The sequence below is a fragment of the Xanthomonas translucens pv. cerealis genome, from assembly GCF_006838285.1.
GTDB classification, from domain to species: domain Bacteria; phylum Pseudomonadota; class Gammaproteobacteria; order Xanthomonadales; family Xanthomonadaceae; genus Xanthomonas_A; species Xanthomonas_A cerealis.
This window is the reverse complement of record NZ_CP038228.1, coordinates 3,108,847-3,135,442: the sequence shown is the minus strand read 5'-3', so window position 1 is coordinate 3,135,442 and position 26,596 is coordinate 3,108,847. Positions and strand designations below refer to the sequence as shown.

At 69.1% G+C, this 26,596-nt stretch carries 16 protein-coding genes and 3 pseudogenes; 17 read left to right on the top strand and 2 right to left on the bottom strand.

Annotated features, from left to right (window positions below; all coding sequences use genetic code 11):
* The first annotated feature begins 52 nt into the window (after positions 1 to 52).
* The 14 genes and pseudogenes from E4A48_RS13855 to E4A48_RS21150 all read left to right on the top strand — a co-directional run.
* Positions 53 to 1,027: a hypothetical protein gene (locus E4A48_RS13855; RefSeq protein ID WP_142742611.1), complete on the top strand. Its 975-nt coding sequence runs from the start codon at positions 53 to 55 to the stop codon at positions 1,025 to 1,027.
* Between the two features lie 68 nt (positions 1,028 to 1,095).
* The gene (locus E4A48_RS13850) at positions 1,096 to 2,967 is read left to right on the top strand and encodes a glycosyltransferase family 2 protein (RefSeq protein ID WP_260608133.1); all 1,872 of its coding nucleotides are present in this window, start codon (positions 1,096 to 1,098) and stop codon (positions 2,965 to 2,967) included.
* On the top strand, positions 2,915 to 4,429 hold the full coding sequence (locus tag E4A48_RS13845) for a hypothetical protein (RefSeq protein WP_142742609.1): 1,515 nt from the start codon (positions 2,915 to 2,917) through the stop codon (positions 4,427 to 4,429). The genes E4A48_RS13850 and E4A48_RS13845 overlap by 53 nt, the downstream gene beginning before the upstream one ends.
* Positions 4,411 to 5,388, top strand: coding sequence for a glycoside hydrolase family 113 (locus E4A48_RS13840; protein ID WP_409976342.1), 978 nt, complete (start codon positions 4,411 to 4,413; stop codon positions 5,386 to 5,388). The genes E4A48_RS13845 and E4A48_RS13840 overlap by 19 nt, the downstream gene beginning before the upstream one ends.
* 122 nt (positions 5,389 to 5,510) lie before the next feature.
* Positions 5,511 to 6,695 carry a nicotinate phosphoribosyltransferase gene (gene pncB / locus E4A48_RS13835; protein WP_039007739.1) on the top strand — a complete coding sequence of 395 codons (1,185 nt, stop codon included), beginning with the start codon at positions 5,511 to 5,513 and terminating at the stop codon, positions 6,693 to 6,695.
* Between the two features lie 185 nt (positions 6,696 to 6,880).
* A pseudogene (locus E4A48_RS21160) lies at positions 6,881 to 7,304 on the top strand (cellulose synthase subunit BcsC-related outer membrane protein); the annotation flags it as partial.
* Positions 7,305 to 7,794: 490 nt separating this feature from the next.
* A complete protein-coding gene (gene wecB, locus E4A48_RS13825) occupies positions 7,795 to 8,979 on the top strand; it encodes a non-hydrolyzing UDP-N-acetylglucosamine 2-epimerase (RefSeq protein ID WP_058197094.1) in 1,185 nt (394 codons plus the stop codon).
* Positions 8,976 to 11,195: a hypothetical protein gene (locus E4A48_RS13820; RefSeq protein ID WP_142742607.1), complete on the top strand. Its 2,220-nt coding sequence runs from the start codon at positions 8,976 to 8,978 to the stop codon at positions 11,193 to 11,195. Before wecB ends, E4A48_RS13820 begins: the two co-directional genes overlap by 4 nt.
* Before the next feature lie 6 nt (positions 11,196 to 11,201).
* Positions 11,202 to 13,346, top strand: coding sequence for a glycosyl transferase family protein (locus E4A48_RS13815; protein WP_058197146.1), 2,145 nt, complete (start codon positions 11,202 to 11,204; stop codon positions 13,344 to 13,346).
* Positions 13,343 to 16,165 (top strand): NfrA family protein, encoded by a 2,823-nt coding sequence (locus tag E4A48_RS13810; RefSeq protein ID WP_142742605.1) that lies wholly within the window; start codon positions 13,343 to 13,345, stop codon positions 16,163 to 16,165. Before E4A48_RS13815 ends, E4A48_RS13810 begins: the two co-directional genes overlap by 4 nt.
* Positions 16,166 to 16,480: 315 nt before the next feature.
* Positions 16,481 to 17,095, top strand: coding sequence for an acyl-CoA synthetase family protein (locus E4A48_RS13800; RefSeq protein WP_345776672.1), 615 nt, complete (start codon positions 16,481 to 16,483; stop codon positions 17,093 to 17,095).
* The gene (locus E4A48_RS13795) at positions 17,095 to 17,619 is read left to right on the top strand and encodes an alginate O-acetyltransferase AlgF (protein WP_142742604.1); all 525 of its coding nucleotides are present in this window, start codon (positions 17,095 to 17,097) and stop codon (positions 17,617 to 17,619) included. The genes E4A48_RS13800 and E4A48_RS13795 overlap by 1 nt, the downstream gene beginning before the upstream one ends.
* A 98-nt stretch (positions 17,620 to 17,717) precedes the next feature.
* Positions 17,718 to 18,212: pseudogene (locus E4A48_RS21155) on the top strand (acyl-CoA dehydrogenase family protein); the annotation flags it as partial.
* Positions 18,205 to 18,630 (top strand): annotated as a pseudogene (locus E4A48_RS21150) (acyl-CoA dehydrogenase family protein); the annotation flags it as partial. The pseudogenes E4A48_RS21155 and E4A48_RS21150, both read left to right, overlap by 8 nt.
* Before the next feature lie 130 nt (positions 18,631 to 18,760).
* On the opposite strand, the gene E4A48_RS13785 reads toward E4A48_RS21150, so the two are convergent.
* Positions 18,761 to 19,777 carry a DUF4434 domain-containing protein gene (locus tag E4A48_RS13785; protein ID WP_142742602.1) on the bottom strand — a complete coding sequence of 339 codons (1,017 nt, stop codon included), beginning with the start codon at positions 19,775 to 19,777 and terminating at the stop codon, positions 18,761 to 18,763.
* A gap of 387 nt (positions 19,778 to 20,164) precedes the next feature.
* On the opposite strand from E4A48_RS13785, the gene def reads away from it, so the two are divergent.
* Positions 20,165 to 20,680, top strand: coding sequence for a peptide deformylase (def, locus tag E4A48_RS13780; RefSeq protein WP_039007728.1), 516 nt, complete (start codon positions 20,165 to 20,167; stop codon positions 20,678 to 20,680).
* A 160-nt stretch (positions 20,681 to 20,840) separates the two neighbouring features.
* On the opposite strand, the gene ettA is transcribed toward def, so the two are convergent.
* The gene (ettA, locus tag E4A48_RS13775; protein ID WP_003475810.1) at positions 20,841 to 22,502 is read right to left on the bottom strand and encodes an energy-dependent translational throttle protein EttA; all 1,662 of its coding nucleotides are present in this window, start codon (positions 22,500 to 22,502) and stop codon (positions 20,841 to 20,843) included.
* Positions 22,503 to 22,965: 463 nt separating this feature from the next.
* Between ettA and E4A48_RS13765 the strand changes: the two genes are divergently transcribed.
* Entirely contained in the window at positions 22,966 to 23,460 is a 495-nt protein-coding gene (locus tag E4A48_RS13765) for an RcnB family protein (protein ID WP_039007723.1), read from the top strand.
* A 777-nt stretch (positions 23,461 to 24,237) separates the two neighbouring features.
* Positions 24,238 to 26,553: a TonB-dependent receptor gene (locus E4A48_RS13760; RefSeq protein WP_058196811.1), complete on the top strand. Its 2,316-nt coding sequence runs from the start codon at positions 24,238 to 24,240 to the stop codon at positions 26,551 to 26,553.
* Positions 26,554 to 26,596: the final 43 nt, after the last annotated feature.

Here is a 26,596-nt window from a genome sequence, read left to right as displayed (position 1 = left end):
GAATCGTTTCCTGCTCCCTGTTTCAGGGGCCCCCCTCCAGGAAACAACTGCGATGAACCAGTCCTACGCCGAGCGCGCGCGCTCGTGGTTGCACGTATGCGCGGCACCCGCTTCCATAGCCAACAGCGGTGGCGCGCGGCACCGCCCCGGCCGTCGCGCACGCACGCTGTCGCGATTGGCGCTGGGCCTGGCCGCCTTGGCCGCCGGACCCTGTTGCGCCGGTGCCTGGGTGCAGGACGAAGGCGCCGCGCTGGTGATCCTCAAGGCCAGCCATAGCGACGGTGGCGCGGTCTACAACAGCCACGGCCAGGACCAGAATTTCCCCGATGCCGGGCGCAGCCGCCAGGACCAACTGAACCTGTACGCCGAGTACGCGCTGAGCGCGGACCTGACCCTGGTTGGCAACGTCTATTTCAGCAAGGTCGGCTATCGCAACGACAGACACTACGGCAATCAGCACACCACCGGCTGGGCCGACCAGGAAATCGGCCTGCGCTACCGCCTGGACCCGGACGGCCGCGACGGCCCGTGGCAGGGCGCGCTGCAGGTGCTGGCGCTGATTCCCGGCTACAGCCGCCAGGATGCCGACAACCGCGACCATCCGGCGCTGGGGCAGGGCGACTACGGCGCCGAACTGCGCTACAGCCTCGGCCGCGGTTATCGTGCCGGCAACCTCGACGGCTATGTGGATCTCGGCGCGGCGGTGCGCCTGCGCGGCGGCGATTCCGCCGACGAGGCGCGCGTGGACATCAGCAGCGGCCTGGCGCTGGCGCCGCGCTGGATGCTGATCGGCGAACTCAACGTGATCCAGAGCCTGGGCAACGGCAACGGCCCCAACCCGGTCTACGCGCCCGGCGACAGCACCCCGATCCGCGGCAACAACTACGACCTGACCAAGCTGCAGGCCTCGCTGCTGCATACGCTGCCCGGCGGCACCCAATTGCAGCTCGGCTATCAGCAGCCGGTGGCCGGGCGCAACACCGGCGGCGCCGGCGGCCCGTTCGTCGCCGCCTGGTGGCGGTTCTGACGGTGGCGGCGCTGAATCCTCCCGCCGCGCTCGGCATGCCTGGCGAGGCGATCGGTCCGCTCGGCAGCATGCCCGAGCCGCGCGGCTGGCAGACCCCGATCGGCACCGCGCTGGTCGAAGCCGGCGTCATCGACGCGGCGCAGCTGCAGGAGGCACTGGCGCTGCAGGCGCGCTGGCGTTCGCGCCTGGGCGACGTGGTGCTGGCGCAGCGCGGTGTCACCGCGCTGCGCTTCTACACGGTGCTGTCGGCGCATTTCGGGCTGAACTTCGTCAACCTGCTGCAGCAGCCGATCGACCCGGCGCTGTTCGAACCGGAGCGGCTGGCCGACTACGCGCAGCGCCTGGTGCTGCCATGGCGGATGGAAGAGGGCCGGCTGGTGCTGGCGGTGGCCGATCCCGGCCCGGAGACCTTCGCCTGGGCGCGCAGCGCGTATGGCGCCGACGTGCGCTTCGTCGGCACCTCCAAGTTCGACATCGTCTGGGGCCTGCAGCAGCAGGCCGATGCGCAGCTCACCCACGATGCGCTGAACCTGCTTGCCGAACACGCGCCGGAGCATTCGGCCAAGCAGGTGGTCACCCGCAAGCAGGTGGTGTCGCTGTGCACCGTGGCGCTGTTGTTGCTGCTGGCCCTGCTGATCTGGCCGGTGCCCGTCCTGATCGCGATCAACAGCGTGGTCGGCATCGCCTTCGTGGCCACGTTCGCGCTGAAGTTCGCGCTGGCCTGGCTGGGCGCGCGGCGTCGCATCGAGATCAAGGTCACCGACGCGGAAGTGGCCGCGCTCAGCGACGAGGACCTGCCCGTGTATACGGTGCTGGTGCCGATGTACAAGGAGCCGGACGTGTTGCCGATCCTGGCCAACGCGCTGCGCCGGCTCGACTACCCGACCTCCAAGCTGGACGTGAAGCTGGTGCTGGAGGCCGACGACACCGAGACCATCGAGGCGGCCAAGGCGCTGGGCCTGGAGGCGTTCTTCGAGATCATCCGGGTGCCGCCGTCGCAGCCCAAGACCAAGCCCAAGGCGTGCAACTACGCGCTGCAGTTCGCGCGCGGGCAGATGCTGACCATCTACGATGCCGAGGACAAGCCGGAGCCGGACCAACTCAAGCGCGCGGTCGCCGCGTTCCGCAAGTCGCCGGCCGACGTGGCCTGCATCCAGGCGCGGTTGAACTACTACAACGCCGACGAGAACTGGCTCACGCGTATGTTCACGCTGGAATACACGCTGTGGTTCGACTTCTACCTGCCGGCGCTGGAAACCCTGCGCATTCCGATCCCGCTGGGCGGCACCTCCAACCATTTCCGCCTGGACATCCTGCGCAAGGTGCGCGCCTGGGACCCGTACAACGTCACCGAGGACGCCGACCTGGGCGTGCGCCTGACCCAGCAGGGCTACCGGGTCAGCGTGGTCAACTCGACCACGTTCGAGGAAGCCAACGTCAGCATTCCCAACTGGATCCGGCAGCGTTCGCGCTGGCTCAAGGGCTACATGCAGACCTGGCTGGTGCACATGCGCGATCCGGTGCAGCTGTACCGCTCGGTCGGCTTCCGCGGCTTCTGGGGCTTCCAGTTCTTCGTCGGCGGGACTTTCTTCACCGCGCTGATCGCCCCGCCGATGTGGCTGATCTACGGCATCTGGGCGCTGACCGACACCCATGTGTTCAATCCGTTCTTCCCGCCCGCGCTGCTGTACCTGAGCATGCTCAACCTGCTGCTGGGCAACGGCTTCCTGATCTATATGACCTTGCTGGCCGCGTTCAAGCGCGACTACTTCCGGCTGGCGCCGTACGCGCTGACCGTGCCGCTGTACTGGCTGCTGCAATCGGTCGCTGCCTACAAGGGCCTGTGGCAGCTCATCCACAATCCGTTCTACTGGGAAAAGACCACCCATGGCATCAGCAAGCACATGGCCGAAGAGCGCCGCGCCGCACTCGACGACTGAGACGCCGCGGCGCCCACGCGGCGTGGCGGTGTTCGTGGTCACCGCGGCACTGCTGGCGCTGCTGTGCCAGCGCTTGCTCGCGCACGGCTACATGAGCGACGACGCGATGGCGCAGTACGCCAAGCTGCTGCTGTTGCGCGACGCGGCCGGGTTCCGCACCGAATACCTGGGCTTCCTGTACGCGCAGGCCTCGCTGTACCTGGGCCTGCTGATCGGCGGCGTGCCGGGCTTGTCCACGCCGTTGCTGCCGTACCTGGTGGATGTGCTTGCCGGCGCGGCGCTGCTAACCCTGCTGTGGCGCGACCTCGCCGCGGGCCTGGGCCGTGCCTGGGCCTGGGGCCTGTGCGCGGCGCTGGTGCTGCAGCCGTTCTTCCTGTGGCCGACGCTGTCGGGCAATAACCAGGGTCTGGGCCTGCTGGTGTTCTATCTGACCTGCCGCGCGCTGCGCCATCTCCGCGGCGATCCGGAAGCCTTCGCCTACCTGCGTCTGGCGCTGTGTCTGTGCCTGCTGTTCTTCGTCGACGAACGCGCCTGCTTTCTGGCCATGGCGATGGCGCCGTGGTTGGGCCTGATCGCGCCGCAGGGCATGCTGCGGCGCGCGCCGCTGCCGTTCTACCTGGTGTGCTATCTGCCGTTTCTGTTCGCGGTCGCGACCTGGATGTATCTGAACTATCTGTTCTTCGGCGATGCGTTGCTGTTCGTGCGCGACCAGCATTCGGCGTTCCGCGGCAGCTACGCGCAGGCCGCGCTGCAGCCGTGGCTGCAGCAGGCGATGGCGCGGCCGTGGTGGCCGCCGCTGTACCTGGCGTTGGCCGGTCTGGTCACCACGCCGCTGCTGTTGCTGGTGCGGCGCACCCGGCTCAGCAGCACCTGGCGCTGCGTGCTGGTGGCGACGGTCACCGTGATCGGTGCCGGCACGCTGGCGGCATGGGCGCGCTTCAGCGCGCAGCCGCTGGATTTCCTGGCGCTGATGGTGGTGCCGGCGGCGTTGCTGCTGGGCGACCTGCGCCGTGCGCTGCGCTGGCCGGCGTTGGCGTTGCTGCTGCTCGGCGCCGTCGCCAGCGGCTGGGTCATCGCCCAGACCGCCGCGTCGACCACCCGCGATTGGGCTGCGGCGCTGTACGCGCCGGTGGCGCCGCGGCATCCGGACGAAGCGCGGCTGGGCGCCTGGCTGGCCGAGGCGCGGCTGCCGACCCTGCTCGACGATCGCGCCGGCTACGCGGTGATCGTGGCGCGCGGCGATGCGCAGGGCCTGATCCTGCCGTTCGACCCGCGCTTCAAGCGCGCGCTGGACGACTCGCGGCAGATGCCGGCGCAGGTGGTGGTGGCCGATCCGGCCAGCCAGGCCGGGGGGCTGGACAGCGTCAACCGGCGCCTGCCGCAGCTGTGGCGACACGGTCTACCGGGCTACAGTCTGGTCTACCGACAAGGGTCCTACCGGGTATGGCGTCGATTGCCTTGAGGTGGCTGCTGGGCATGCTGTTCGCGATGAGCGTGTGCGGCTGCGGCGCGGCCACGCCCGCGGCAGCGCCGTGGATGGGCGCTAACGTCAAGGTGTCGGCGCAGGCGCCGTGGGGCAGCGACGCGGCGCAGCGTTCGCTGCAGCAGTTGGCCGATGCCGGTGCCGCGCGCGCGCTGCTGGTCGCCTTCGTCTGGCAGGCCACGCCGCAGTCCGACGATCCGGTGCTGGGCAGCGACAGCAGCGTGCAGCAGGTGCGTGCCGGCCTGCGGCAGATGCGCGCGGCCGGCCTGCAGCCGGTGCTGAAGGTGCATTTGTGGATTCCGGGACATTGGGCTGGCGACGCCGCGCCGGCCGATCGCGCGGCCTGGTTCGGCGCCTACCAGCGCGCGCTGCTGCAGCTGGCGCAGGTCGCCGCCGACGAGCGCGCCGAGGCCTTGATCGTCGGCACCGAATTGCGCGGTCTGCAGGATGCGCCGCAGTGGCCGGCGCTGGTGGCGGCGGTGCGCCAGGTCTACCGCGGTCCGCTCGGCTATGTGGCCGATGGCCTGGAGCAGGCCGAGCGGTTCGATTACTGGGAACGCTTCGATTTCGTCGGCACCAGCCTGTATCCGGCGTTGTCGGCGGTGCCGGCACAGCGCTTGACGCAGATGCGCGCGGCGGCGGCGCGGGCGCAGGCGCTGGGCACGCGCCGCGGGCGTCCGGTGTGGGTGGCGGAACTGGGGCTGCGCTCGGCGCGCGGCAGCCTGGCCGCGCCCTGGGAGAGTCCCGAGCAACGCAGCGCCGCGGTGGATACCGCCTTGCAGGCACACGTGCTGCAGGATTGGCGCCGGGTACTCGGCGAGCAGCGCATCGCCGGCATCGCGCTCTGGTGCTGGTACACCGACCCGGACGCCGGCGGCGCGCACGACAGCGATTTCACCGTGCAGCACAAGCCCGCGCAGGCGGTGCTGGCGCGCTGACGCTTCCTGCAGGAGCGGCTTCAGCCGCGACCTGGTCTTGCCGGATGATGTCTGTCGCGGCTGAAGCCGCTCCTGCAGGGTAAAGGCGGGAGCCGGCAATACGGCGGGCGCATAATCGCGCGATGATCATCGATTCGCTGCTCGACACCGATCTCTACAAGTTCACCATGATGCAGGCGGTGCTGCACCAGCATCCCGGTGCGCAGGTGGAATACCGCTTCAAGTGCCGCACGCCCGGCATCGACCTGGCGCAGTTCATCGGGCAGATCTCCGACGAGATCGACGCGCTGTGTGCGCTGCGCTTCCGCGCCGAGGAACTGGACTACCTGCGCGGCCTGCGCTTCATCAAGCCGGACTTCGTCGACTTCCTCGGGCTGTTCCATCTGGACCGCAAGTACCTGCAGCTGCAGGCCTCGGCCACGGTGCCGGGCGAGATCGAGCTCAGCATCCGCGGGCCGTGGCTGCACACCATCCTGTTCGAAGTGCCGCTGCTGGCGATCGTCAACGAGGTCTGGTTCCGCACCACCGGCGGCGACGACCATGCCGAAGGCCTGCGCCGGCTGCAGGCCAAGATCGCGTTGCTGCGCGACAGTAGCGGCTATGGCGGCTGCGCGATCGCCGACTACGGCACCCGCCGCCGCTATTCGCGGGCTTGGCACGGGGAGCTGTTGCCGGTGCTGCAGCAGACCCTGGGCGCCCAGTTCGTCGGCACCAGTAACGTGTATTTCGCGCATCGCTACGGGCTGACCCCGCTCGGCACGATGGCCCACGAATACCTGCAGGCGTTCCAGGCGCTGGGCCCGCGGCTGCGTGATTCGCAGGCCGCGGCACTGGAGTCATGGGCGCGCGAATACCGCGGTGACCTCGGCATCGCCCTGTCCGACGTGGTCGGCCTGGACGCGTTCCTGCGCGACTTCGACCTGTATTTCTGCAAGCTGTTCGACGGCATGCGCCACGATTCCGGCGATCCCTTCGCATGGGGCGAGCGCGTGCTGGCGCACCTGCAGCGGCAGCGGGTGGACCCGCGCGGCAAGGTCCTGGTGTTCAGCGACGGCCTGGACATCGACAAGGTGATGCGGCTGTACGCGCACTTCCACGGCCGCTGCATGCTCGCCTTCGGCGTCGGCACCAACCTCACCAACGATCTGGGGCCGGCGCCGCTGCAGATCGTCATCAAGATGGTCCGCTGCAACGGCCAGCCGGTGGCCAAGCTCAGCGACTCGCCGGGCAAGAATCTGTGCGACGACCCGGCCTATCTTGCCTATCTGCGGCACGTCTTTGCGGTGGCGGCCGATCCGCGAGAGTGAGACGTGCGCTGCCACGCCCTGGCCGCTTGCGACGAAAATGGCGGCAGTCCTGCGTAGGCGCGAAGGGCTGTGCTGTCGCGCAACAGTCGGCGACCACATGCCGTAAGAATGAGAAAGTTATCGCATTAATGACGGTTTTTTCCCATCTTGGCACTGTGTTTGCTGGGTAGCTTTTGTCCACCCTTTCGGGCCGGGCGTTCCGGCGCGCGGTCAGCAACCGCCTGCGGTCCTTCGCCGGCGTCGACGACGGCCGCGCCGGGCTCGGCTGGGACGGGGGTGACCAGCAACGGCGTGCGCCTGTCGGCCACGCTCGACAACGGCGTGCTTGGCGGCTCGCCAACCTGAGCGCCCCTCGCCTGGTCGGCCACAACGTCGCCGACAACGACCCACCGCTAGCTGGACCTGAGCGTGTATGTGCACGCGCTGGAAACCGATAGCCACGCGTTGACCGCCGGCCTCAACATCGCCGGCGCGGCCGTGTGGCAGCTGGCCCCGCAGCTGTTCCTGGGCGGGCAGCTGATCTTCAACAACGTCCGCGATTACACCCAGTTCAGCACCAACCTCTACGTGCGCTTCGTGCTCGACCGGCCCGGCGCCGGCCTCGGTCGCCGTACGCGGGCGAGTAGGGCAGGGCGCTTCCCGCGTCGCGACCGACCCCCCTGCCGCGGGGGGACTTGCGGCCAGCGCCCGCAGGCACTGCAGCAGGGGCTGCGGCCCCGACGCCAGCGCCAGGCAGCGGCCTCGCTTAGGCCCCCCCGAAGCAAGGCCGCATGCTGCCAGGCGGACATCCGCCGTCGCCAGACGCAGCGCCGATATCTCGGCGACTGCACCATCCAACCTGATCGGAGCAACCGCAGGACCACGCAAAGCGGCGCGTCTGGCGGCGCAGGCGGCTGTGCGACGCCCGCGCGTGACGGGCGATCTGCCCTACAAATGCAAATTTTCACCCGCGCCGGACCTAGGCCAAACGCCGAGGTGCGGTTGGCGAAGCGGGGCATGACGCCGGGCATCGCCTTGTCGCCTGCACGATTTGTATACACCAGTTCTCACATATTATGTGACGATTATCACAATTAATTTGCGATCACTGGAGCGGTTGGTGAAGGTTCTTTGCGTTTTTGGTACACGCCCCGAAGCGATCAAGATGGGGCCGCTGGTCCGCGCGCTGCACGCTGCGCCTGGCATCGACTCCCAAGTCTGCATCACTGGGCAGCATCGGGCGATGCTGGATCAGGTGATGGCGTTGTTCGCGATCAGGCCGGATCACGATCTCAATGTAATGGTAGCCGAGCAGACCCTCAACGGCCTGTGTTCGCGGCTGCTCGCCAAACTCGATGCCCTGTACGCGCAGGTGCAGCCGGACCGGGTGCTGGTGCACGGCGATACCAGCACCGCGATGACCGCCGCGCTGGCCGCGTTCCATCGGCGCATTCCGGTCGGCCACGTCGAAGCGGGCCTGCGCACCGGCAATCTGCAGCAGCCGTGGCCGGAAGAAATGAACCGGCGGGTGATCGACATGGTCGCCGACCATCTGTTCGCGCCCACCGCCAGCGCGCGCGACAACCTGCAGCGCGAACAGCTGTGCGGCCGCATCAGCGTCACCGGCAACACGGTGATCGATGCGCTGCAACTGACCGTCGATCGGCTCGAGCGCGATGCCGCGCTGCGCGCGACGGTGGATGCGAAGTTCCCGTTTCTGGATGCGCAGCGCAAGTTGCTGCTGGTCACCGGGCATCGCCGCGAAAGTTTCGGCGACGGCTTCGCCAATATCTGCCGCGCGCTGGCCGAACTGGCGCAGCGCCAGGATCTGCAGATCGTCTATCCGGTGCATCTGAATCCGAACGTGCAGGGCCCGGTCCACGCGCAGTTGCGCGGGCTGGACAACGTGCACCTGATCGCGCCACAGGACTACCTCGCCTTCGTGCGGCTGATGCAGCGCGCGCACGTGGTGCTGACCGATTCCGGCGGCGTGCAGGAGGAAGCGCCGGCGCTGGGCCGGCCGGTGCTGGTGATGCGCGATGTCACCGAGCGCCCCGAAGCGGTCCAGGCCGGGGTGGTGACCCTGGTCGGCACCGATCCGGCGCGGATCGTGGCTGCGGTCGCCGCAGCCTGCGACCTGCCGGCGCGGCCCGCGCGGTTCCTGCCCCACGCCAGCCCCTACGGCGATGGCCGCGCCGCGGCGCGGATCGTGGCCGCGCTGCGTGGCCAGTCCTTCGACCGTTTTGTGCCCGGCCGTGCCGCGGCGGTGTCCCACCTCCCCCTTTTATCAGAAGCGATGCCATGACCCAGACCCGCCGTCCTACCGCACGTTTGCCCCAGGTCCTGCCGTTGGCCCTGGTCCTGGCGACCGCGCTGCCGCCTGCCACTGCCGCCGACTCCGTTGCCGGCCAGTTCGGCAAATGGGCCGGGACCACCACGGTCACCCGCTCGATGACCCTGCGCGAACTCGGTTTCAAGCAGCCGCTGGTACTCAGCGGCCAGGAAAGCCAGCGCGAGATCTACCTGCCGGTGCCGGCCGGCGTGCCTACTGGCGATGCGCAGTTGCAGGTCGATGCGCGCTACGTGCGCGGGCATCCCGGGCGCAGTTCCAGCCTGCTGTCGATCGACGGCGACCCGGTGTCGGCGCGTTCGATCACCGATGCCCAGGGCGATCTCAGCCAGCTGATCGGCATCGATGGGTTCGCCCGCCCCAACGGCTTTGTGCGCTTCGGCGTGGGCTGGTGGTCGGTGGTCTCCGAATACCGGTGCGCCGACCAGAGCGCGCCGGCCAACGTGCTGCGGCTGTCCCCTGAGTCGCGCTTCAGCTACCGCTTCGACGGCCGCGCGATCGACACCGTGGCCAAGGCCTGGGGCGCGTTGCCGGCCACGGTGCGGCTGCTGGTGGAGGGCCGCACCAGCAGCGTGCAAAGCTACGACACCGCCTGGCGCGTGGGCACGGCGCTGGAGAACGGCGGCAAGCGCGTGGACGTGGTCGCGCTGCCGGCGGTGGGCGCGAGCGTGGACCTGCGCGGGCTGGCGATTCCGGCCAGCCTGGCCGGCATCCCCGCCTACGCGGCCTTGTCCGATCGTAGCGCCAGCCACCGCATCGGCAGCCTGGCCGAAGTCGGCGCGCTGCTGTCGCTGCGCGATGGCGGTCCGCTCGCGGTCGACGCGGCGGTGCTGAGCGATCCGTTGCGCGCCGGCGTGCGCGCCGCGCTGGATGCGCTGGGCGCCCAGGTCGCCAGCGCCGCGCCCGATGCGGCCAGCGCGTTCGCCGCGTGGCGCAAGGCCGACATGGCAGGGTTCGAGCAGCCGGCTGGTACTGCGTCGGTGCAGGTGGCGCTGGTCGGCGGGCATCCGACCCTGCTGGTCGCCAGCGGCGCCGGCGCCAAGGTCGCCGGTCTGTTGACCCAGCAATGGCGCGCCTATGCGCTTGGCCGTGCGCTGCAGGTGAGCACGGCGCTGCTGCCGCAGGCCGACAAGGACGTGGTGCTGCTAGGCCGCCTCGGCGACATGGCCGGGACCCAGGACATCGTCTTGCGCGGCGACCGCACCGCGAACTTCGACCTGGGCGCGCTGTCCAGCGAGGGGCGCCTGCCCAGCGAAGTGGTGGTCGACGTCAGCGCGGCGCCGAACCCGGCCGGGCAGGGCGCGGTCGCCTCGATCTTCTTCAACGACTACCTGCTGGGCGCCAAGGTGCTAAACGCCGACGGCAAGCCGCAGCGGCTGGTCGCCACGGTGCCGAGCTTCGCGCTGGCCGCGCGCAACCAGGTGCGGATCAGTTTCCTGCGCCAGCCGGCGCGCCCGTACTGTCACGATCCGGCCACCGGCTACCCGGTGTCGGTGTTGCCCAGCAGCCACATCCGCCTGGCCGATCGCAGCCTGGCGGCCGATTTCGTCGGCGCCGCCTCGCAGCTGGCCGGCGCGCACGAGGTGTTCGTCCCCAGCAGTTGGCTGCAGGACGCGCCGACGTCGCTGACCAAGGTGATCCATCTCGCCGGCGCGACCGGCGCCTCGCCGATGCAGGCCTCGCTCAAGCTCGGCGATGCCAAGACCGCGATCGCGCCGACCGGTCCCTACCTCAGCTTCTTGCTGGCGCCGCAGGGGCTGGCGCGGAGCGCGGCGGTGCGCGACGGCAAGCTGGTGGTGTCCGGCCCGGGCAAGCAGGTGCTGCTGGACCTGGCCGGACTCGACCGCGCTGCCCTGGTCGAAGTGGTCGGCAGCGGCGCCAGCACCGGGGTGATCTACCGCGAGCTGGGCACGCAGGGACCGCAGATCGCCGAACCGTTCCGGCTGATCCGCGGCAACCTGGCGCTGCTGGATGCCAGCGGCGTGGTGCAGGACTTCGACGGCCAGGACCCCACCGGCGCGCGCATGGCCGAGCACAGCAACCCGCAGTCGCTGTGGCAGCAGCACATGGTGTGGCTGGTGGTGCTGGTGGCGGTGATCGCGTTCATGCTGCTGGCCGCGCGCGTGGTGCAGATCCGTCGACGCCGCCGCGCCGCGCAGAACGGGAACTGATCGCTCGTGGACAGCCTGTACTGGAACATCCACCTGGCCAATTACTACGCCTTCCTGGAGACGGCGGCCGTGGTGGTCGCGGTGGTGATCCTGATCTCCAGCCTCGATGACCTGTTCATCGATGCCTGGTACTGGGTGCGCGAACTGTGGCGCAGCGCGATCGTCAAGCAGCGCAGCGAATACCGGCCGTTGACCCAGCAGGACCTGCAGCAGCGCCCGGAACAGACCCTGGCGATCATGGTGCCGGCCTGGGCCGAGTTCGACGTGATCGGGCAGATGGTCGAGAACATGATCGACGTGCTCGATTACCACGACTACATGGTCTTCGTCGGCACCTATCCCAACGACGCGCAGACCATCGCCGAAGTGGAACGCATGCGCCGCCGCTACAAGCGCATGCGCCGCATCGAGGTGCCGCACGACGGCCCGACCAGCAAAGCCGACTGCCTGAACTGGTTGGTGCTGGCGATCTTCGAGTACGAGAAGCAGAACGACATCACCTTCGCCGGCGTGGTCCTGCACGACAGCGAAGACGTGCTGCACCCGATGGAGCTGCGCTTCTTCAATTACCTGCTGCCGCGCAAGGACATGATCCAGTTGCCGGTGACCTCGCTGGACCGCGAGTGGTACGAGCTGGTGGCCGGCGTGTACATGGACGAGTTCGCCGAATGGCACGCCAAGGACCTGGTGGTGCGCGAAAGCGTGTCCGGCATGGTGCCGTCGGCCGGCGTCGGCACCTGCTTCTCGCGCAAGGCGCTGCTGGCGCTGAGCCAGGCCAGCGACAACCAGCCGTTCAACCCCGACAGCCTGACCGAGGACTACGACGTCGGCGCGCGCCTGGCGGCGATGGGCATGCACTCGATCTTCGCGCGCTTCCCGGTGCAGTTCCGCGTGCGCCGCCCGTCGTGGTTCGGCTGGGGCCCGGTGCGCGAGCGCACCCTGCACATGGCGCTGTGCGTGCGCGAATACTTCCCCGACAACTTCCGCGCCTCGTACCGTCAGAAGGCGCGCTGGGTGCTGGGCATCGGCTTGCAGAGTTGGGAAACGCTGGGCTGGCGCGGTTCGCTGGCGACCAAGTACCTGCTCGCACGCGACCGCAAGGGTATCGTCACCTCGTTCGTCAGCGTCTTCGCCTATCTGATCTTCCTGCAGCTGCTGCTGTTCTGGCTGCTCAAGGTCGCCGGCACGTGGGCCACCCAGTTCCCGACCATCTTCCAGAGCGGCACCTGGCAGATGAACGTGGCGCTGCTGACCACCGCGGCGCTGGCCATGCGCGTGGCGCAGCGCTTCTACTTCGTCAACCGTCTGTACGGCTGGGAACACGCGCTGATGTCGATCCCGCGCATGGTGGTCGGCAACATGATCAATTTCATGGCCACCGCACGCGCCTGGCGGCTGTACCTGCTGCACCTGTTGTTCGGCAAGCGCATGGTGTGGGACAAGACCATGCACGATTTCCCCAGCGCCGCGCAGCTGGTGCATACCCGCAGGCGCCTGGGCGAACTGCTGACCACCTGGGAAGCGATCGAGCCCGAGCGTCTGGCGCAGGCGCTGCGGCAGCAGGAGGGCGGACGCCAGCAACCGCTGGGCCGGATCCTGGTGGCGCAGGGCTGGCTGGACGACGAAACCCTGGCCGAAGCCATCGCCTTCCAGGGCGACCTGCCGCGCGCGGCGATCGACGTGGCGTATCTGCAGGCCGGACAGTTCCCGTTGTCGGTGCAGGCCTGCGTGCAATGGCGGCTGCTGCCGCTGCCGTCGGACACGCCCGGCGAAGTGGCGGTCGCGGTGTCCAATGCGCTGTCCGAAGACGAGCAGGCGCGGCTGCTGCACGACCTGGACGCGAGCGTGCTCAGGCAGGCGATCGCGCGCGAAAGCGAAATCAACGCTGGCCTGCGCCTGATCAGCGGCGAAAGCTACCGCGTCGACGCGGTGCCGCTGCTGGGCGATCTGCTGGTGGAACTGCGCCTGATCGCGCGCGACCAGTTCGAGCGTGTGCTGGACGGATACCGGCCGCAACGCGACGGCCGCATCGGCGATCACTTAGTGAAGAAAGGCGTCGCCACCCAGGCGGCGATCAGCGCCGCCGTGCGCGAGCAGCATCGCCGTGCCAATCAACCCCACGGCGGCATCGGCGGAGCGTTGCCGACATGAGTACCCGCTTGCTTTCCAGCATGATCGCCCTGAGCCTGCTCGGCTTGGGCAGCGCCACCGCGCACGCACAGCAACTGCCGTTGGCCGGCGCCGCCTACCGCATCGCCGAGGACGCCTACGCGTCCTACGCCCGCGGCGATTACCCGCAGGCCAGCCGCCAGGCCGCCGAAGCGGCGCGGCTGCGCCCGGACGTGGTGCGGCTGCGCCTGTTGCAGATCTACGCGCTGCAGAAGCTGGGCCGCGGCGACGACGCGCGCGCGCAGGCGCGACGTGCGCTCGCCGATGGCCTGCAGGATCCGGCATTGCCGCGGCTTGCCGCCGGCGCGAACGCGGCATCGGCCACGCGCGCCGCCGGCGCCCCCGCGCCACGCGCCAGCGCGCATCCGAGCGCCGCCGAGCAGGCCTACCGGCGCGCCTTCGCGCTCGCTACCCAGGCCTACGACGCCTACAACAACGACCGCATGGCCGAGGCCGCGGACAAGGCCGAACAGGCCTTCCGTCAGCGGCCGCAGCAGGGCGCCTGGGCGGTGCTGTGGGTGGCTGCGCTGGAGGCCCGGCAGCAGTTCGAACAGGCCGAGGCCGCCGCCGCCGCGGCGATTCAGCTGGGCGCGCCGAATGTCGCCGACCTGCAGGCCAAGCGCGTGGCGCTGGGTCGCCAGCGGGCGGTCAAGCCGGCGCAGCAGGGCTACCAGGCGTTGATCGAGCAGGACTTCGCCACGGCCGCCGGCTACGCCCGGCAAGCGGTGGCGTATGCGCCGGACGTGGCCTCGCATCGCCTGTTGCTGATGACCGCGCAGTTGCTGGACGAACGACTGCCCGCCGCCGAGGCCAGCGCCGATGCGGCGCTGGACAACGACAGCGAAGACACCGTGGCGCTGGTCATGCGCGCGTATCTGCGCCAGCGCCAGTTGCATACCGAACAGGCCAATGCCGATTTCGACGCGGCCCTGCGCCAGGACTGGCTGGATCCGCAGCAGCAACGCAACGTGCGCCTGCTGGCGGTGGATGCGGCGATCGCCGCAGGCGATCGTGCGCGTGGCGCGCGCCTGCTGCAGCCGTTGCAGGCCGATCCGCTGGCCGGCGCGGACGAGGCCGCGCGCGAGCAGTTCGGCCAGGCCATCGCCCAGCGCGAGAAGGCGCTGCGCAGCGCGCGCCAGGCGCCGTCGCTGACCCTGGCGACGTACCCGGCACCGTTCCAGCAATGCCGCGATACGCCCTACGGCACCCAGTGCGAACTGACCCCGGCCGACCTGCAGGGCAGCGGCAGCGCCGCACAGCGCGCCTACGCGGCCTACGGACGGCGCGATGACCAGGAGGCGATCCGCGAAGCGCAGCGCGCGCTGCAGGAGAACCCGGACAACGGCAGCGTACAGAACCTGCTCACCACCGCGCTGGCCGCCGGCGACCGCGCGCAGCGCGCGCAGGCGCGGCAGCGCCTGGACAGTGCCTTGGGTAAGCGCCCGGCCGATGCCGGGCTGCTCATGCAGCGCGGCTACCTACTGCAGCGCGCCGGGCAACCGGCGCAGGCGCTCGACGATTTCCGCGCGGCCGAGGCCACCGGCAAGGCGCCGCCCAGCGTGGTGCTCGACCAGGCCTATGCCAGCGCCGCCAACGGCGACAACCCCCAGGCGGTGGCGCTGCTGCGCAGCGCGATCGACCGCGCCGACCAGAGCGCGTTGCCGCTGGATCAGGCGCAGCGCTACACCACGCGCAGTTCGATCGCCAACCTCGGGCGCGAGTGGGGCATCACCGCCGCGGCCGGCTACCGCGGCGCGCGCCAGGCCGCGAGCAACCTGGGCGGCACGGCGATCAGCACCCCCGGCGATTCGGTGTTCAGCACCCTGGAGGCGTTCTGGCGGCCCGCCGCGCTCAACAACCGCCATGGCACGCTGGAAGCGTATGCGCGCGCGGCCAACACGCTGTACGACGCGGGCGGCACGTTCGAATCCGTGCGCGCCGTGGACCCGTGCACCGGCGAAGCGACAGAGGACGCGCGCGCCCGTGCCGAGCGCCTGAGCCGCTCGCGTTCCAGCGCCGGCTGGCCCTCCACCGTCGGCGCGTTCGGCGTGCGCTACGCGTTCGGCCGCACCGGCCTGAGTGCCGGCATCGAGCGCCGCCAGTTCCTCGGCAGCGGCATCCGCAGCGGCGGCGTCTATCCGGACGCGGCCGCGATCCAGTGCCGCATCCAGCGCGACTCCAACCAGCCACAGCAACTCAACACGCTGGCGCGCTATCGCCTGGACGGCCATGCCGGCGGCTGGCTGTCGTACCTGACCTACGGCTTCTATCACGGCACCGGCGTGCGCACCGACGTGACCCAGTGGTGGACGCTGAGCGGCTACGCGCAGGCCGGCTACAGCTGGGACGACAACCGCGCGCGCTTCAGCGTGGATCGGCTGGACAGTAACGGCGCGGCGGTGGAAACCCTGCGCGACGCCGATGGCCGCCTGCGCCGCACGCAAGGCTTCGCCGCCGCGGAACTGCATGCCGGGCGCAGCTACCGCTTCGGTGCCGAGCAGACCCGCTGGGTGCTCAATCCGTATCTGGTGGTGGCCGCGGACTGGCTCGACCAGCGCTCGCGGGTCAGCGGCATCGACTACCCGCTGATCGGCGAGCAGGCGTTCGCCTTGTCCGACACCGACCGCAGCTGGTCGCTCGGCGCCGGTCCCGGCGTCGGCGTGCGCTACTGGTTCCGTGAGGACCGCTACAACGCGGCGCGGTCCTACCTGGATCTGAGCGTGCAATACCGCTTCGCGCTCGGCGGTGGCGATACCCAGCGCGCCAAGGGCCTGTTCGCTACCGCCACCTTCTCCTACTGATGCCTGCCGAAACAACTGCCATGACCGATGCTGTCGCCCCGATTGTTCCCGTGCATACCCGTGCGCTGTGGTTTGGCCTGCTGTGCGCCTTTGCCGCCGCGCCGGTGCTGGCCCAGGCGCCGCCGCCGCGCAGGATTCCTCGATCGTGCTGGTCGGCAAGGACGGCTGCTTGTTCCCTGCCTGGGGCAGCCTGAGCGAAGTCGATGGCGCGGCGATCGAGCGCAACACCGCGTTGATCGCCGAAGCCCGGTACTGGCCGCGGCCGGCGTCGAGAACTCCTACGGCACGACCGAAGCGACCTGTTCCACCATCTGGATGGAGATCGATGCCGCACTGCGCGCGGCCGCACCCAACCCGTTCCCGATCGGCGTGGCCAAGCCCTATGCCGAGGTGTTCCTCGACGCCGGCGAGATCTGCATGGCCGGCGACCACGTGATGCGCGGCTATCTGGACCGCCCCGGCCTAGATCAAAGCGTGCTGTTCGAGCACCACGGCAAACGCGCCTACCGCAGCGGCGACCTGGGCGATATGGATGCGCAGGGCCGGCTCTGTTTCCGCGACCGCAGGGACGAGCAGATCAAGCTCAACGGCGACCGCATCGAACTGGCGCAAGTGGATGCGGCGCTGTCCACCCTGGATGGTGTGATCGCCGGTGCCGCGGTGGTGCTGCGCCGGCCCGATGGCAGCCTGGTGCGGATGATCGGCTTCGTCGAACTGGCGGCAGCGGGCGCTGGTGCGGTACAGCCGCTGCCGGACGCGCTGCAGGACTGGAAGCAACAACTCGGCCGCCGCGTGCCGGCGTACATGATTCCCTCCGAACTGATCGCCGTGGACGCGTTGCCCACCGGCCACAGCGACAAGGTCGATCGCAAACGACTGGAGCAGCGCTATGCCATGGCGCGCACGCTCCGCAGCCGGGAAACGCCATGATGAAATTGATGCTCGCAATGCGTGCCGCCACCGCGCTCGCGCCACTGGCCGCCAGCGCCCAACAGAGCGCCGCGGAAGGCCGCCTCGCGCAGCTGTACGCCGCGCGCCCGCCGGCCGGCGCGGCGTTCGTGCGCGTGCTCAACCCGGGCAATGCCGCGCTCAAGGTCGGCATCGGCAACGGCGCCGCACAGTGCATCGGCCCGGCCACCCGCGCCACCCGCTACGCCATCGTCGAAGGCGGCAAGCCGTTCGCCGTGCGCGTGGCCGGCACGGCCCGCGCGCAGGCGCAGATCGCCGCCGGCAGCTTCACCACGCTGGTGCTGGACCCGGCCGTCGCCGCGGGCGCCAGCAGCGCGCGTGCGATCAACCCGGTCAAGGCGCGCCTGGTCGCCGCGTGCGGCAGCAAGGACAGCGCGCCGCTGGCGCTGCAGCCCGGCGACCACTACAGCCTGTTCCTGAGCGGCAGCGGCAATGCGCCGGTGCTGCAGGGCCAGCTCAGCGGCACCGATCCGGTCGGCCGCTGAGCCATGCGCGAGCGCCCCGTGTTCCGCGAAGACCACACGCTGTTCCGCGCCCAGGTGCGGCGTTTCATCGACAGCCAGATCGCCCCGCACTACGCACAGTGGAGCGCGACGGCATCACCCCGCGCGTGCTGTGGCGTGCGGCCGGCGCGGCCGGCCTGCTCAATTGCCAGCTGCACGAACCCTACGGCCTGGGCGGCGACGCCGGGCATGCCGCCTGCGTGATCGAGGAACTGGCGCGGGCCAATTTTCTCGGTATCGGCTTCTCGATCCATTCGGACATGGTCGCGCCGTACATGATGCAGTACGGCAGCGATGCGCTGCGCGACGCCTGGTTGCCGAAGATGGCGCGCGGCGAGGCGATCGGCGCGATCGCGATGACCGAGCCCGGCGCCGGCAGCGACCTCAAGGCGATCCGCACCCGCGCCCTGCGCCACGGCGAGCACTACCTGCTCAGCGGCCAGAAGACCTGGATCAGCAACTGCAGCAACGCCGACGTGGCGGTGGTGGTGGCGACCGTGGCGCCGGAACTGGGCGCGCGCGGCTTGAGCCTGTTCTGCGTCGAAACCGCGCTGCCCGGCGTCACCCGTGGCGCGCCGATGGCCAAGATCGGCCAGCACGCACAGGACACCAGCGAGCTGTTCTTCCAGGACGTGGCGGTGCCTGCTCGGCGAGGAACAGCGCGGCTTCGACTACCTCGGCGAACAACTGGCCGCCGAACGCCTGGCGATCGCGCTGCGCGCCGCGGCCTCGGCCGAAGGCATGCTGGACGAAACCCTGGCCTACGTGCGTCAACGCAAGGCGTTCGGCCGCTACGTGATCGACCACCAGAACACCCGCTTCGTGCTGGCCGATGCGGCATCGCGGCTGGCGATGCTGCGCAGTGTCCTCGACCAGTGCCTGGATGCGCACATGCAGGACCGGCTGCATGCGACCACCGCGGCGATGACCAAGCTCAACGCCACCGAGATCCAGGGCCAGGTGCTGGAGGCGCTGCTGCAACTGCACGGCGGGTACGGCTACAGCAGCGAATACGGTATCGGCCGCGCCTGGGCCGACGCGCGCGCTGCGCATCTTCGGCGGCACCAGCGAGATCCTGCGCGACATCATCGGCCGCGCCCTGTAGCAGGCGCGCGCCGGGCGGCTATTGGCGCCCGGCGTGCCACTGCCGGCGCAACGCCTGCGCGCGCGGCGAGTCCTGCGACAGCCACGGATCCAGCGCGAACGCGAAGATGCCGGCGGCGCCGCTGCGCTGCGCCCACGCCAGCTGCTGCTGGATGCGTGCGGCATCGGCGGTCTGCGCCTGGAAGTGGCTGCCGTCGGCGGCCGGGCTGGCCAATTCCTCGAACAGTTCGACCACCACGTCGAAGGCGACCTGGCGCGCGCGCAGCGACGCCAGCAGCGGATTCACTCCGTCCAGGTTGTCCAGCCCGGCCACGCCGACGCCGTCCTGCACCATCGGCCGCAGTGGCACCTGATCGAGAATGCGGCGCCACAGCTGCGGCAGCGAACCGCTGGTCTGCAGCCGGCTGAAATAGGTGGAGATCGCGGTGACCTGTTCCGTGCCGGCGCTGGCCGCAGCGCACAGTGCGGCAAGCCATGTGCACAGGCGCTGCTGCCGTTCGTCCTGCGCCCAGTGGAACTGTTCCAGTTCGTACGGCAGGTACCAGCCGTCGAAGTTGGCCTGCCTGCTCCATGGCGCGGTCTGCAGATAGACGCGGGCGTTGTCCAGGGTCAGCGCCAGGAACGCATCCAGCGTGGCCAGCTCCGGCGCCTGCAGCGCCTTCCACCAACCGCTGTGGTAGGGCAGGCCGATGCGTACCCGCAGGCCGGCGGCGGCCGCGGTGGAGAAGATCAGTTGCAGCGTGCTGTCCGGCAGATTCCAGTCCGCATCGCTGTCGCTGCCGTACAGTCCGGCCCACTGCACCACGATCTGCCGGCAGCCCATGCGCTGGGCGAGCGCCATATGCCGTTGCCAGTCCTGCGCGCCCAGGTCCAGGTGGCTGCGCCACGGCTGGATGAAACTGCCATCGAAACGCGGCGGCTTGGAACAGCCCGGCAGCATGCCCAGTCCGAACGCCGCGGGGGCCAGCACGGCCAGGCGCAGCAGATCGCGCCGGCTGGGCGAGAAGAAAGAGGATCCAGGGCGATCGTTGTTCATTGCCTTCGCGCAGCGGAGTCCAGGGCGTTGTTCTACAGCATCGCCACGAAACATCGCGTCGCGCCGCATGCGCGATGCGGCGCCGGTCGCCGCAAAAGCGCCGCCGCAGATGGGTTTCGCAGTGGTACGCGGCGCCGGCCTTCAGTCCCGCTCGATGAGGCGCCAAGCATACCGGCCAGGAAGTGCCGCCACATGGCGGCCGACACCACCACCGGCAACCGCTGCTGCACAGGACTTGCGAATGGCCGGCTGGGTGCACTGTAGGGGGACTTCGGCCGCAACCCCATCGGCAGCCGGGAACACGCTAGGTTGCGCTGACGCGACCAGGCTGCAAGCGCGCGCCAGTCGGCGGATAATCGGCGCAGCATTCGGCCACAGGAGCAGGGAATGATCCGCGACATCATCCGCATGGGCGACCAGCGCCTGCTGCGCATCGCACAGCCGGTCGATACTTTCGGCAGCGCGGAGCTGCACGCGCTGGTCGCCGACATGTTCGAGACCATGGACGCCGCACGCGGCGTCGGCCTGGCCGCGCCGCAGATCGCGGTGGACCTGCAGCTGATGGTGTTCGGCTTCGACAGCAATGCGCGCTATCCCGATGCGCCGCCGGTGCCGCGTACTGCGCTGGCCAACGTGCAGATCGAGCCGCTGTCGGACGAACTGGAGGACGGCTGGGAAGGCTGCCTGTCCATTCCCGGGCTGCGCGCGGTGATTCCGCGCTACCGGCAGATCCGATACCGCGGCTTGGACCCGGACGGCAACGCGGTGGTGTGCGAGGCCGAAGGCTTCCATGCGCGCGTGGTGCAGCACGAGCACGATCATCTAATTGGCCGGCTGTACCCGTCGCGGATCCGCGACTTCGGCAAGTTCGGCTTCGAGGACGTGCTGTCCTACGAGCTGTAGGCCGGGTCCAATGCCAGGCGATGCCCTTTGTGGGAGCGAGGCTCCCACAGGCGTCTAGGCGGCTGAGGTGAGGGGATCCGAGCCGAAGCACTATCCGAAATGCACACGGCCCGCTGTCAGGCGGGCCGTGGCAAGGAACATTCGCGTGTTCCGCGCTCGCTTACTTCAGCGCCTTGAAACGCAGCCGCTTCGGACCGGCGTCGTCGCCCATGCGCCGGCGCTTGTCGATCTCGTACTCGCGGTAGTTGCCCTGGAAGAACTCCACGTGCGAGTCGCCTTCGAACGCCAGGATGTGGGTCGCGATGCGATCCAGGAACCAGCGATCGTGCGAAATCACGAAGGTGTTGCCGGGGAACTCCAGCAGTGCGTCTTCCAGCGCGCGCAGGGTCTCGATGTCCAGGTCGTTGGACGGTTCGTCGAGCAGCAGCACGTTGCCGCCCTGCAGCAGGGTCTTGGCCATGTGCAGGCGGCCGCGTTCGCCGCCAGACAGACTGCCGACCAGCTTCTGCTGGTCCTGGCCCTTGAAGTTGAAGCGGCCCAGGTAGGCGCGCGACTGGATCTCCACGCCGTTGATGTTGAGGATGTCCAGGCCGCCGGACACTTCCTGGAACACGTTGTGGTTGCCTTCCAGCTTGTCGCGGCTCTGGTCCACGTAGGCCAGCTTCACCGTCGGCCCGAGCACGATCTCGCCCGAATCCGGCTTCTCCTTGCCGATGATCATCTTGAACAGCGTCGACTTGCCGGCGCCGTTGGGGCCGATGATGCCGACGATGGCGCCGGACGGCACCAGGAAGCTGAGGTCGTCGATCAGCAGGCGGTCGCCGAACTTCTTGGTGACATGCTTGAACTCAAGTACCGCGTTGCCCAGGCGCTCGCCCGGCGGAATGAAGATCTCGTTGGTCTCGTTGCGGCGCTGGTAATCGACCGACTGCAGTTCTTCCAGGCGCGCCAGACGCGCCTTGCCCTTGGTGCGGCCGCCCTTGGCGTTCTGCCGCGACCACTCCAGTTCCTTCTGGATCGCCTTCTGCCGCGACTTCTCCTGGTTGTCTTCCTGCTTCAGGCGCTCTTCCTTCTGCATCAGCCAGTCGGTGTAGTTGCCCTTCCACGGAATGCCGCGGCCGCGGTCCAGTTCCAGAATCCACTCGGCGGCGTTGTCGAGGAAGTAGCGGTCATGGGTCACCGCCACCACGGTGCCGGTGTAGCGCGCCAGGAACTGCTCCAGCCATTCGACGGACTCGGCGTCCAGGTGGTTGGTCGGTTCGTCGAGCAGCAGCATGTCCGGCTTCTGCAGCAGCAGCCGGCACAGCGCCACGCGGCGCTTCTCGCCGCCAGACAGCGGGCCGATCACCGCGTCCCACGGCGGCAGGCGCAGCGCGTCGGCGGCCACTTCCAGCTGCTGTTCGAGCAGGTGCGCATCGCCGGCGGCCAGGATCGCTTCCAGCCGCTGCTGCTCGGCGGCGAGCTTGTCGAAGTCGGCGCCTTCCTCGGCATAGGCCTCGTAGATCCTGTCCAGCGCGGCCTGCGCCTGCAGCACTTCGCCGACGCCTTCCTCGACCGCTTCGCGCACGGTCTTGGCCGGGTCCAGCTCCGGCTCCTGCGCCAGGTAGCCGACCTTGATGCCCGGCTGCGGGCGCGCTTCGCCGCTGAAATCGGTGTCCACGCCGGCCATGATCTTCAGCACCGTGGACTTGCCGGCGCCGTTGAGGCCGAGCAGGCCGATCTTGGCGCCGGGGAAGAACGACAGCGAGATGTCCTTGATGATCTGGCGCTTCGGCGGCACCGTCTTGCTGACGCCGTTCATGGTGTAGATGTATTGCGACATGGGGGCTCCAAAGGCGCAGGGCGCCCGCCGGCCGGCGGCCGGAAGGCGTCGAAAGGGATGCCGGATTATAGCCGGACGGCCGCCGGCAATCTGCCGCGCCGGCGCTGCGCCGGATGCCGCCCGCGCGGTGGCGCGCTACTCGGCGGCAGGCGGCAGGTCCCGGGTTGCCGCCTGCGCCTGTGCCCCCGCGCGGCGTTGCCGCCGCAGACAGAGCGACGCGCAGATCACCAGCAACAGCATCGCTAGCCACTCGCTGTCCAGCGCCGCGTGCATCGCGGCCAGGCCGCCGCCGCTGCGGGCGTGGGCGGCGCTGTTGCACCTGCACGCGCAGGCAGGCAACGGCCGGTGGATGAACGCCTTCTTAGCCCGATCCGGAAAGCTGAATACGTAACCGATTCCAGCAGGAAGCGGTTCAGACGCTAGCGGCCTAAATGCAATCGCCACATCACGTGACGGAGTTGCCATGAACGCTAAACGTTTTGCCACCCTTGCCCTCTCGTCCGCGTTGGCGCTGGGTTTCATGGCGCCGCCCGCATTCGCCTGGGGTCCTCCAGGCCCCGGGCCGGGCTGGGGCCCGCCGGGGCCGCCCCCGCCGCCGCCGGGTCCCGGCCCGCGCGCGGACCGCGACTGGTACGACCGCGGCTACCGCGACGCCGATCGCGAGCGGTACTGGCGCGACCGCGACCGCGACCGCCGCGACGCCCGTCGCGCCTACGATCGCGGCTATCGCGACGGCTACCGCAGCGGGCCGGATGTCGTTTACTACCGCCCGGGCCCGCCGCGCTGGGCGCGCGGCCAGCGCTACCACGGGCCGAACGACGTGGTCTACGATTACGACCGCTATCAGGTCCGGCGCCCGCCCTACGGCTACCGGTGGGTACGCGACGATGCCGGCAATCTGTTGATGGTGACCATCGCCAGCGGCATCATCGCTGACCTGGTGCTCAGCGGCCGCTGAACCCTGCCGCGGCACCGCCAGACGGCCTCCTCCGGGAGGCCGTCTGCGTTTTGGTTCGCCCTCGACCCTGCGCCGGGCCGGGCCCAGAACGCGGTGTGTCCTTTGAGACGGTGCGGAGCGGCCTGTCGCGCGCCAAGATGTTCAGACCCATATGAAAGGGAATCGCGTCGTTCCATCTGATCTGCGCCGATGGGGACGAGCCCGCTCCCCCGGCCTGGTGGTTGCGCGAGCTGGAAGCGGGCAACCGCTAAGGCATGGCGTTCGTGCTGCTGTTCCAGTGACGGATCCTGCGTCTGTCATGAGACACATAACGGCGCCTCGCTGTACTGAAAATTCGTCCAACTGACAGAAGCGTGACCTGCAACGACTTGCGAGTCTGTAAGTTCCGCGCGAGAAATCTATGCTGCTGCTCTGCAGCGGTTACGTGGCAGGCCACTTGGCGAGTCGGGCGCGCGACCGATGGCGTTTCGCCAGACCGGCTTTCCGCCGTGCGACGGACTCGCCGTGGCGGCGCGGCCGGCCCCTTCGTTGATCACCGAGTCGAGCAAATGACGTTGGACACCTGTCTCGACTGCGGCACCGGCGATGGCGACATCCTGTTCTGCAGCCCGCCAAACGCGCCCGGCCTGTGCGAACGGCGTCAGACCGTGGTGCGCACCATCGATGTGCCACGTTCCGAGGTGCGGAGGGTGCGCCTGCTCATCTCGCCCCGGCCGAGCGCGATTGGCGCGGCGATGTATCGGTTCGATAGCTCCCCCCACACAGGTAACCTCCCCCATGAACAAAGCCTTCCTTTCCCTTGCCGTGACGACCGCGTTGTACGCGATCGTCGGCGCCGGCTTCGCCCAGGACGCCGGCGGCACCGACGCCGGTCAGCGCAGCAGCGTCGCCACGACCTCCAACACCACCAACTCCAACGCCACCGAGCGCGCGCGACAGCTCGACGCGGTCAACGTGATGGGCAACTCGCTGTCGCTGGGCGGCGGCAACATGCAGGTGCAGTACGCGCCCAAAGCGGTGTCCACCATCGGCCGCGAAGCCATCCTCAAGGCCGCGCCCGGCGCCAACTTCATCCAGATGCTGTCCAGCATCCCCGGCGCGCTCTCGGCCACCAACGACGTGAGCGGCCTGAACGACGGCAACTTCACCGTGCGCGGCTTCCCCGCCGACGAGGTCGGGGTGACCGTCAACGGCGTGCCGATCAACGACTCGGGCGACTACACGATCTACGCCACCGAGTACGGCGACACCGAGAACATGGGCGACATCACCGTCGAGCAGGGCTATCCCGGCGTGACCTCGCCGGTGATCGGCGCAGCCGGCGGCAACATCGCCTGGGTGACCGTCGACCCGACCGCAGAGGCCGGCCTGGACCTGAGCCAGAGCTTCGGCAGCAACCGCTACACGCGCACCTTCCTGCGCTACAACACCGGCGACACCGGCCCGGTGCGTTCGTGGGTCTCCTATTCGAACAATCAGGCCGACCAGTGGCGCGGCGACGGCCAGTCCACGGTGACCAAGATCGACGCCAAGTCGGAGTGGACGCTGGACGAGGGCGATGCGATCACCGGTTCGGTGCAGTACAACCGCAAGGTCACGAACAACTACCGCAACCTGACCAAGGCGCAGATCGCGGCCAACGGCTACGACTTCGGCTATGTCGCGGCCGACAAATCGGCCGATCCCAGCGACTGGGTCGGCACGCGGGTCAACCCGTTCCGTAGCTGGACCGCCAGCCTGGACGGCGAGTTCACCCTGAGCGACAGCCTGCACCTGTCGGTCGTGCCGTACTTCGTCTACGGCTACGGCGGTGGTGGCTACGGCTACGCCAAGACCTATGTGTTCTACACCTTCGACACCTTCCGGCCGGGCCTCCATGTCAAGTTCAAGCAGGACTTCGGCATGAACGACAGTCTGGAGTACGGCGCGCTGGCCGAGCGCCCGCGCGAGCAGAGCGCCAACGTCTTCCTGCCGGCCGACCCGCAGGGCAACCCCGCCGACCTCTGGGGCCATGACAGCCGCTACTACTACAAAAACGCCAACGGCAGCCCGCAGGTCGCCTATCGCCTCTACTCGACCACGCCCACCTACCGCGTCTTCGCCACCAATACCTGGACGCCCGACGATCAGTGGACGCTGACCGTTGGCGGCGCCTACACCTGGGTGCGCCGCAAGGGCTGGTATGCGACCTGGCCGGGCGCGGACCGGGGCATCGACCTGACCACGCCGGACAACAGCACGCTGTACGCCTCCGGCGCCGGTACCTACAAGAAGTTTACCCCGACGGTGGGCCTCAAGTTCCAGCGCGACGAGCAGAACCAGTTCTTCCTCGGCGTCGGCAAGGCTTACCGCGCACCGATCAACACCTCGGCGCTGTACGACTTCTGGAACGCTGCCTACGCCGATGCCATCGGTACGCGGCCGTCGATCCGCGATGCCGAACCCGAGCAGTCGCTGACCGCCGATCTGGGCTGGCGCTACTACGGCGACAAGCTGAGCACGGTGCTGGATCTGTATGCGACCAACTTCGCGCACAAGCAATTCAGCGGCGCCGATCCGGTAACCCGCGCGCCGGTCTACTACCAGTTGGGCAGCGTGCAGATGCGTGGCGTCAACACCGAGTTGAGCTACAAGGTCGACGACCTCTGGTCGCTGTATGCCTCCTACGCGTACAACAAGAGCGAGATGAAGAGCGATGTCGCGCTCGGCGGCACGCTCTACGCGACCGATGGCAAGACCCTGGTCAATGCACCGAAGAACGTCGGCTATGTCGCGCTCAACGTCACCGGCCGTGCGCTGTGGGCCAGCCTGAGCGTCAACGCGCAGAGCAGGATATGGGGCACATTCCTCAACGAAGGCGGCTCGGACGCGGGTGGCTTCGCCACCGTTAACCTTAACGGCGGCTACAACTTCCAGGACTTCGGCGGCCTGAAGAAGCCGTACCTGAAGGTCAACGTGTTCAACCTGAGCAACCGCAAGGCGCTGATGTACGCGGCGACCACGGCGCTGGACACCACGGCCGCGGCGGCGGCCTGGCAGCCGCTCCAGGACCGCACGCTCATGGTGACCCTGGGCGGATCGCTCGCGCTGTAACGCACGGCGCAGCCGCGGCGCTGGCCTGCGGCTGCGCCTGCGT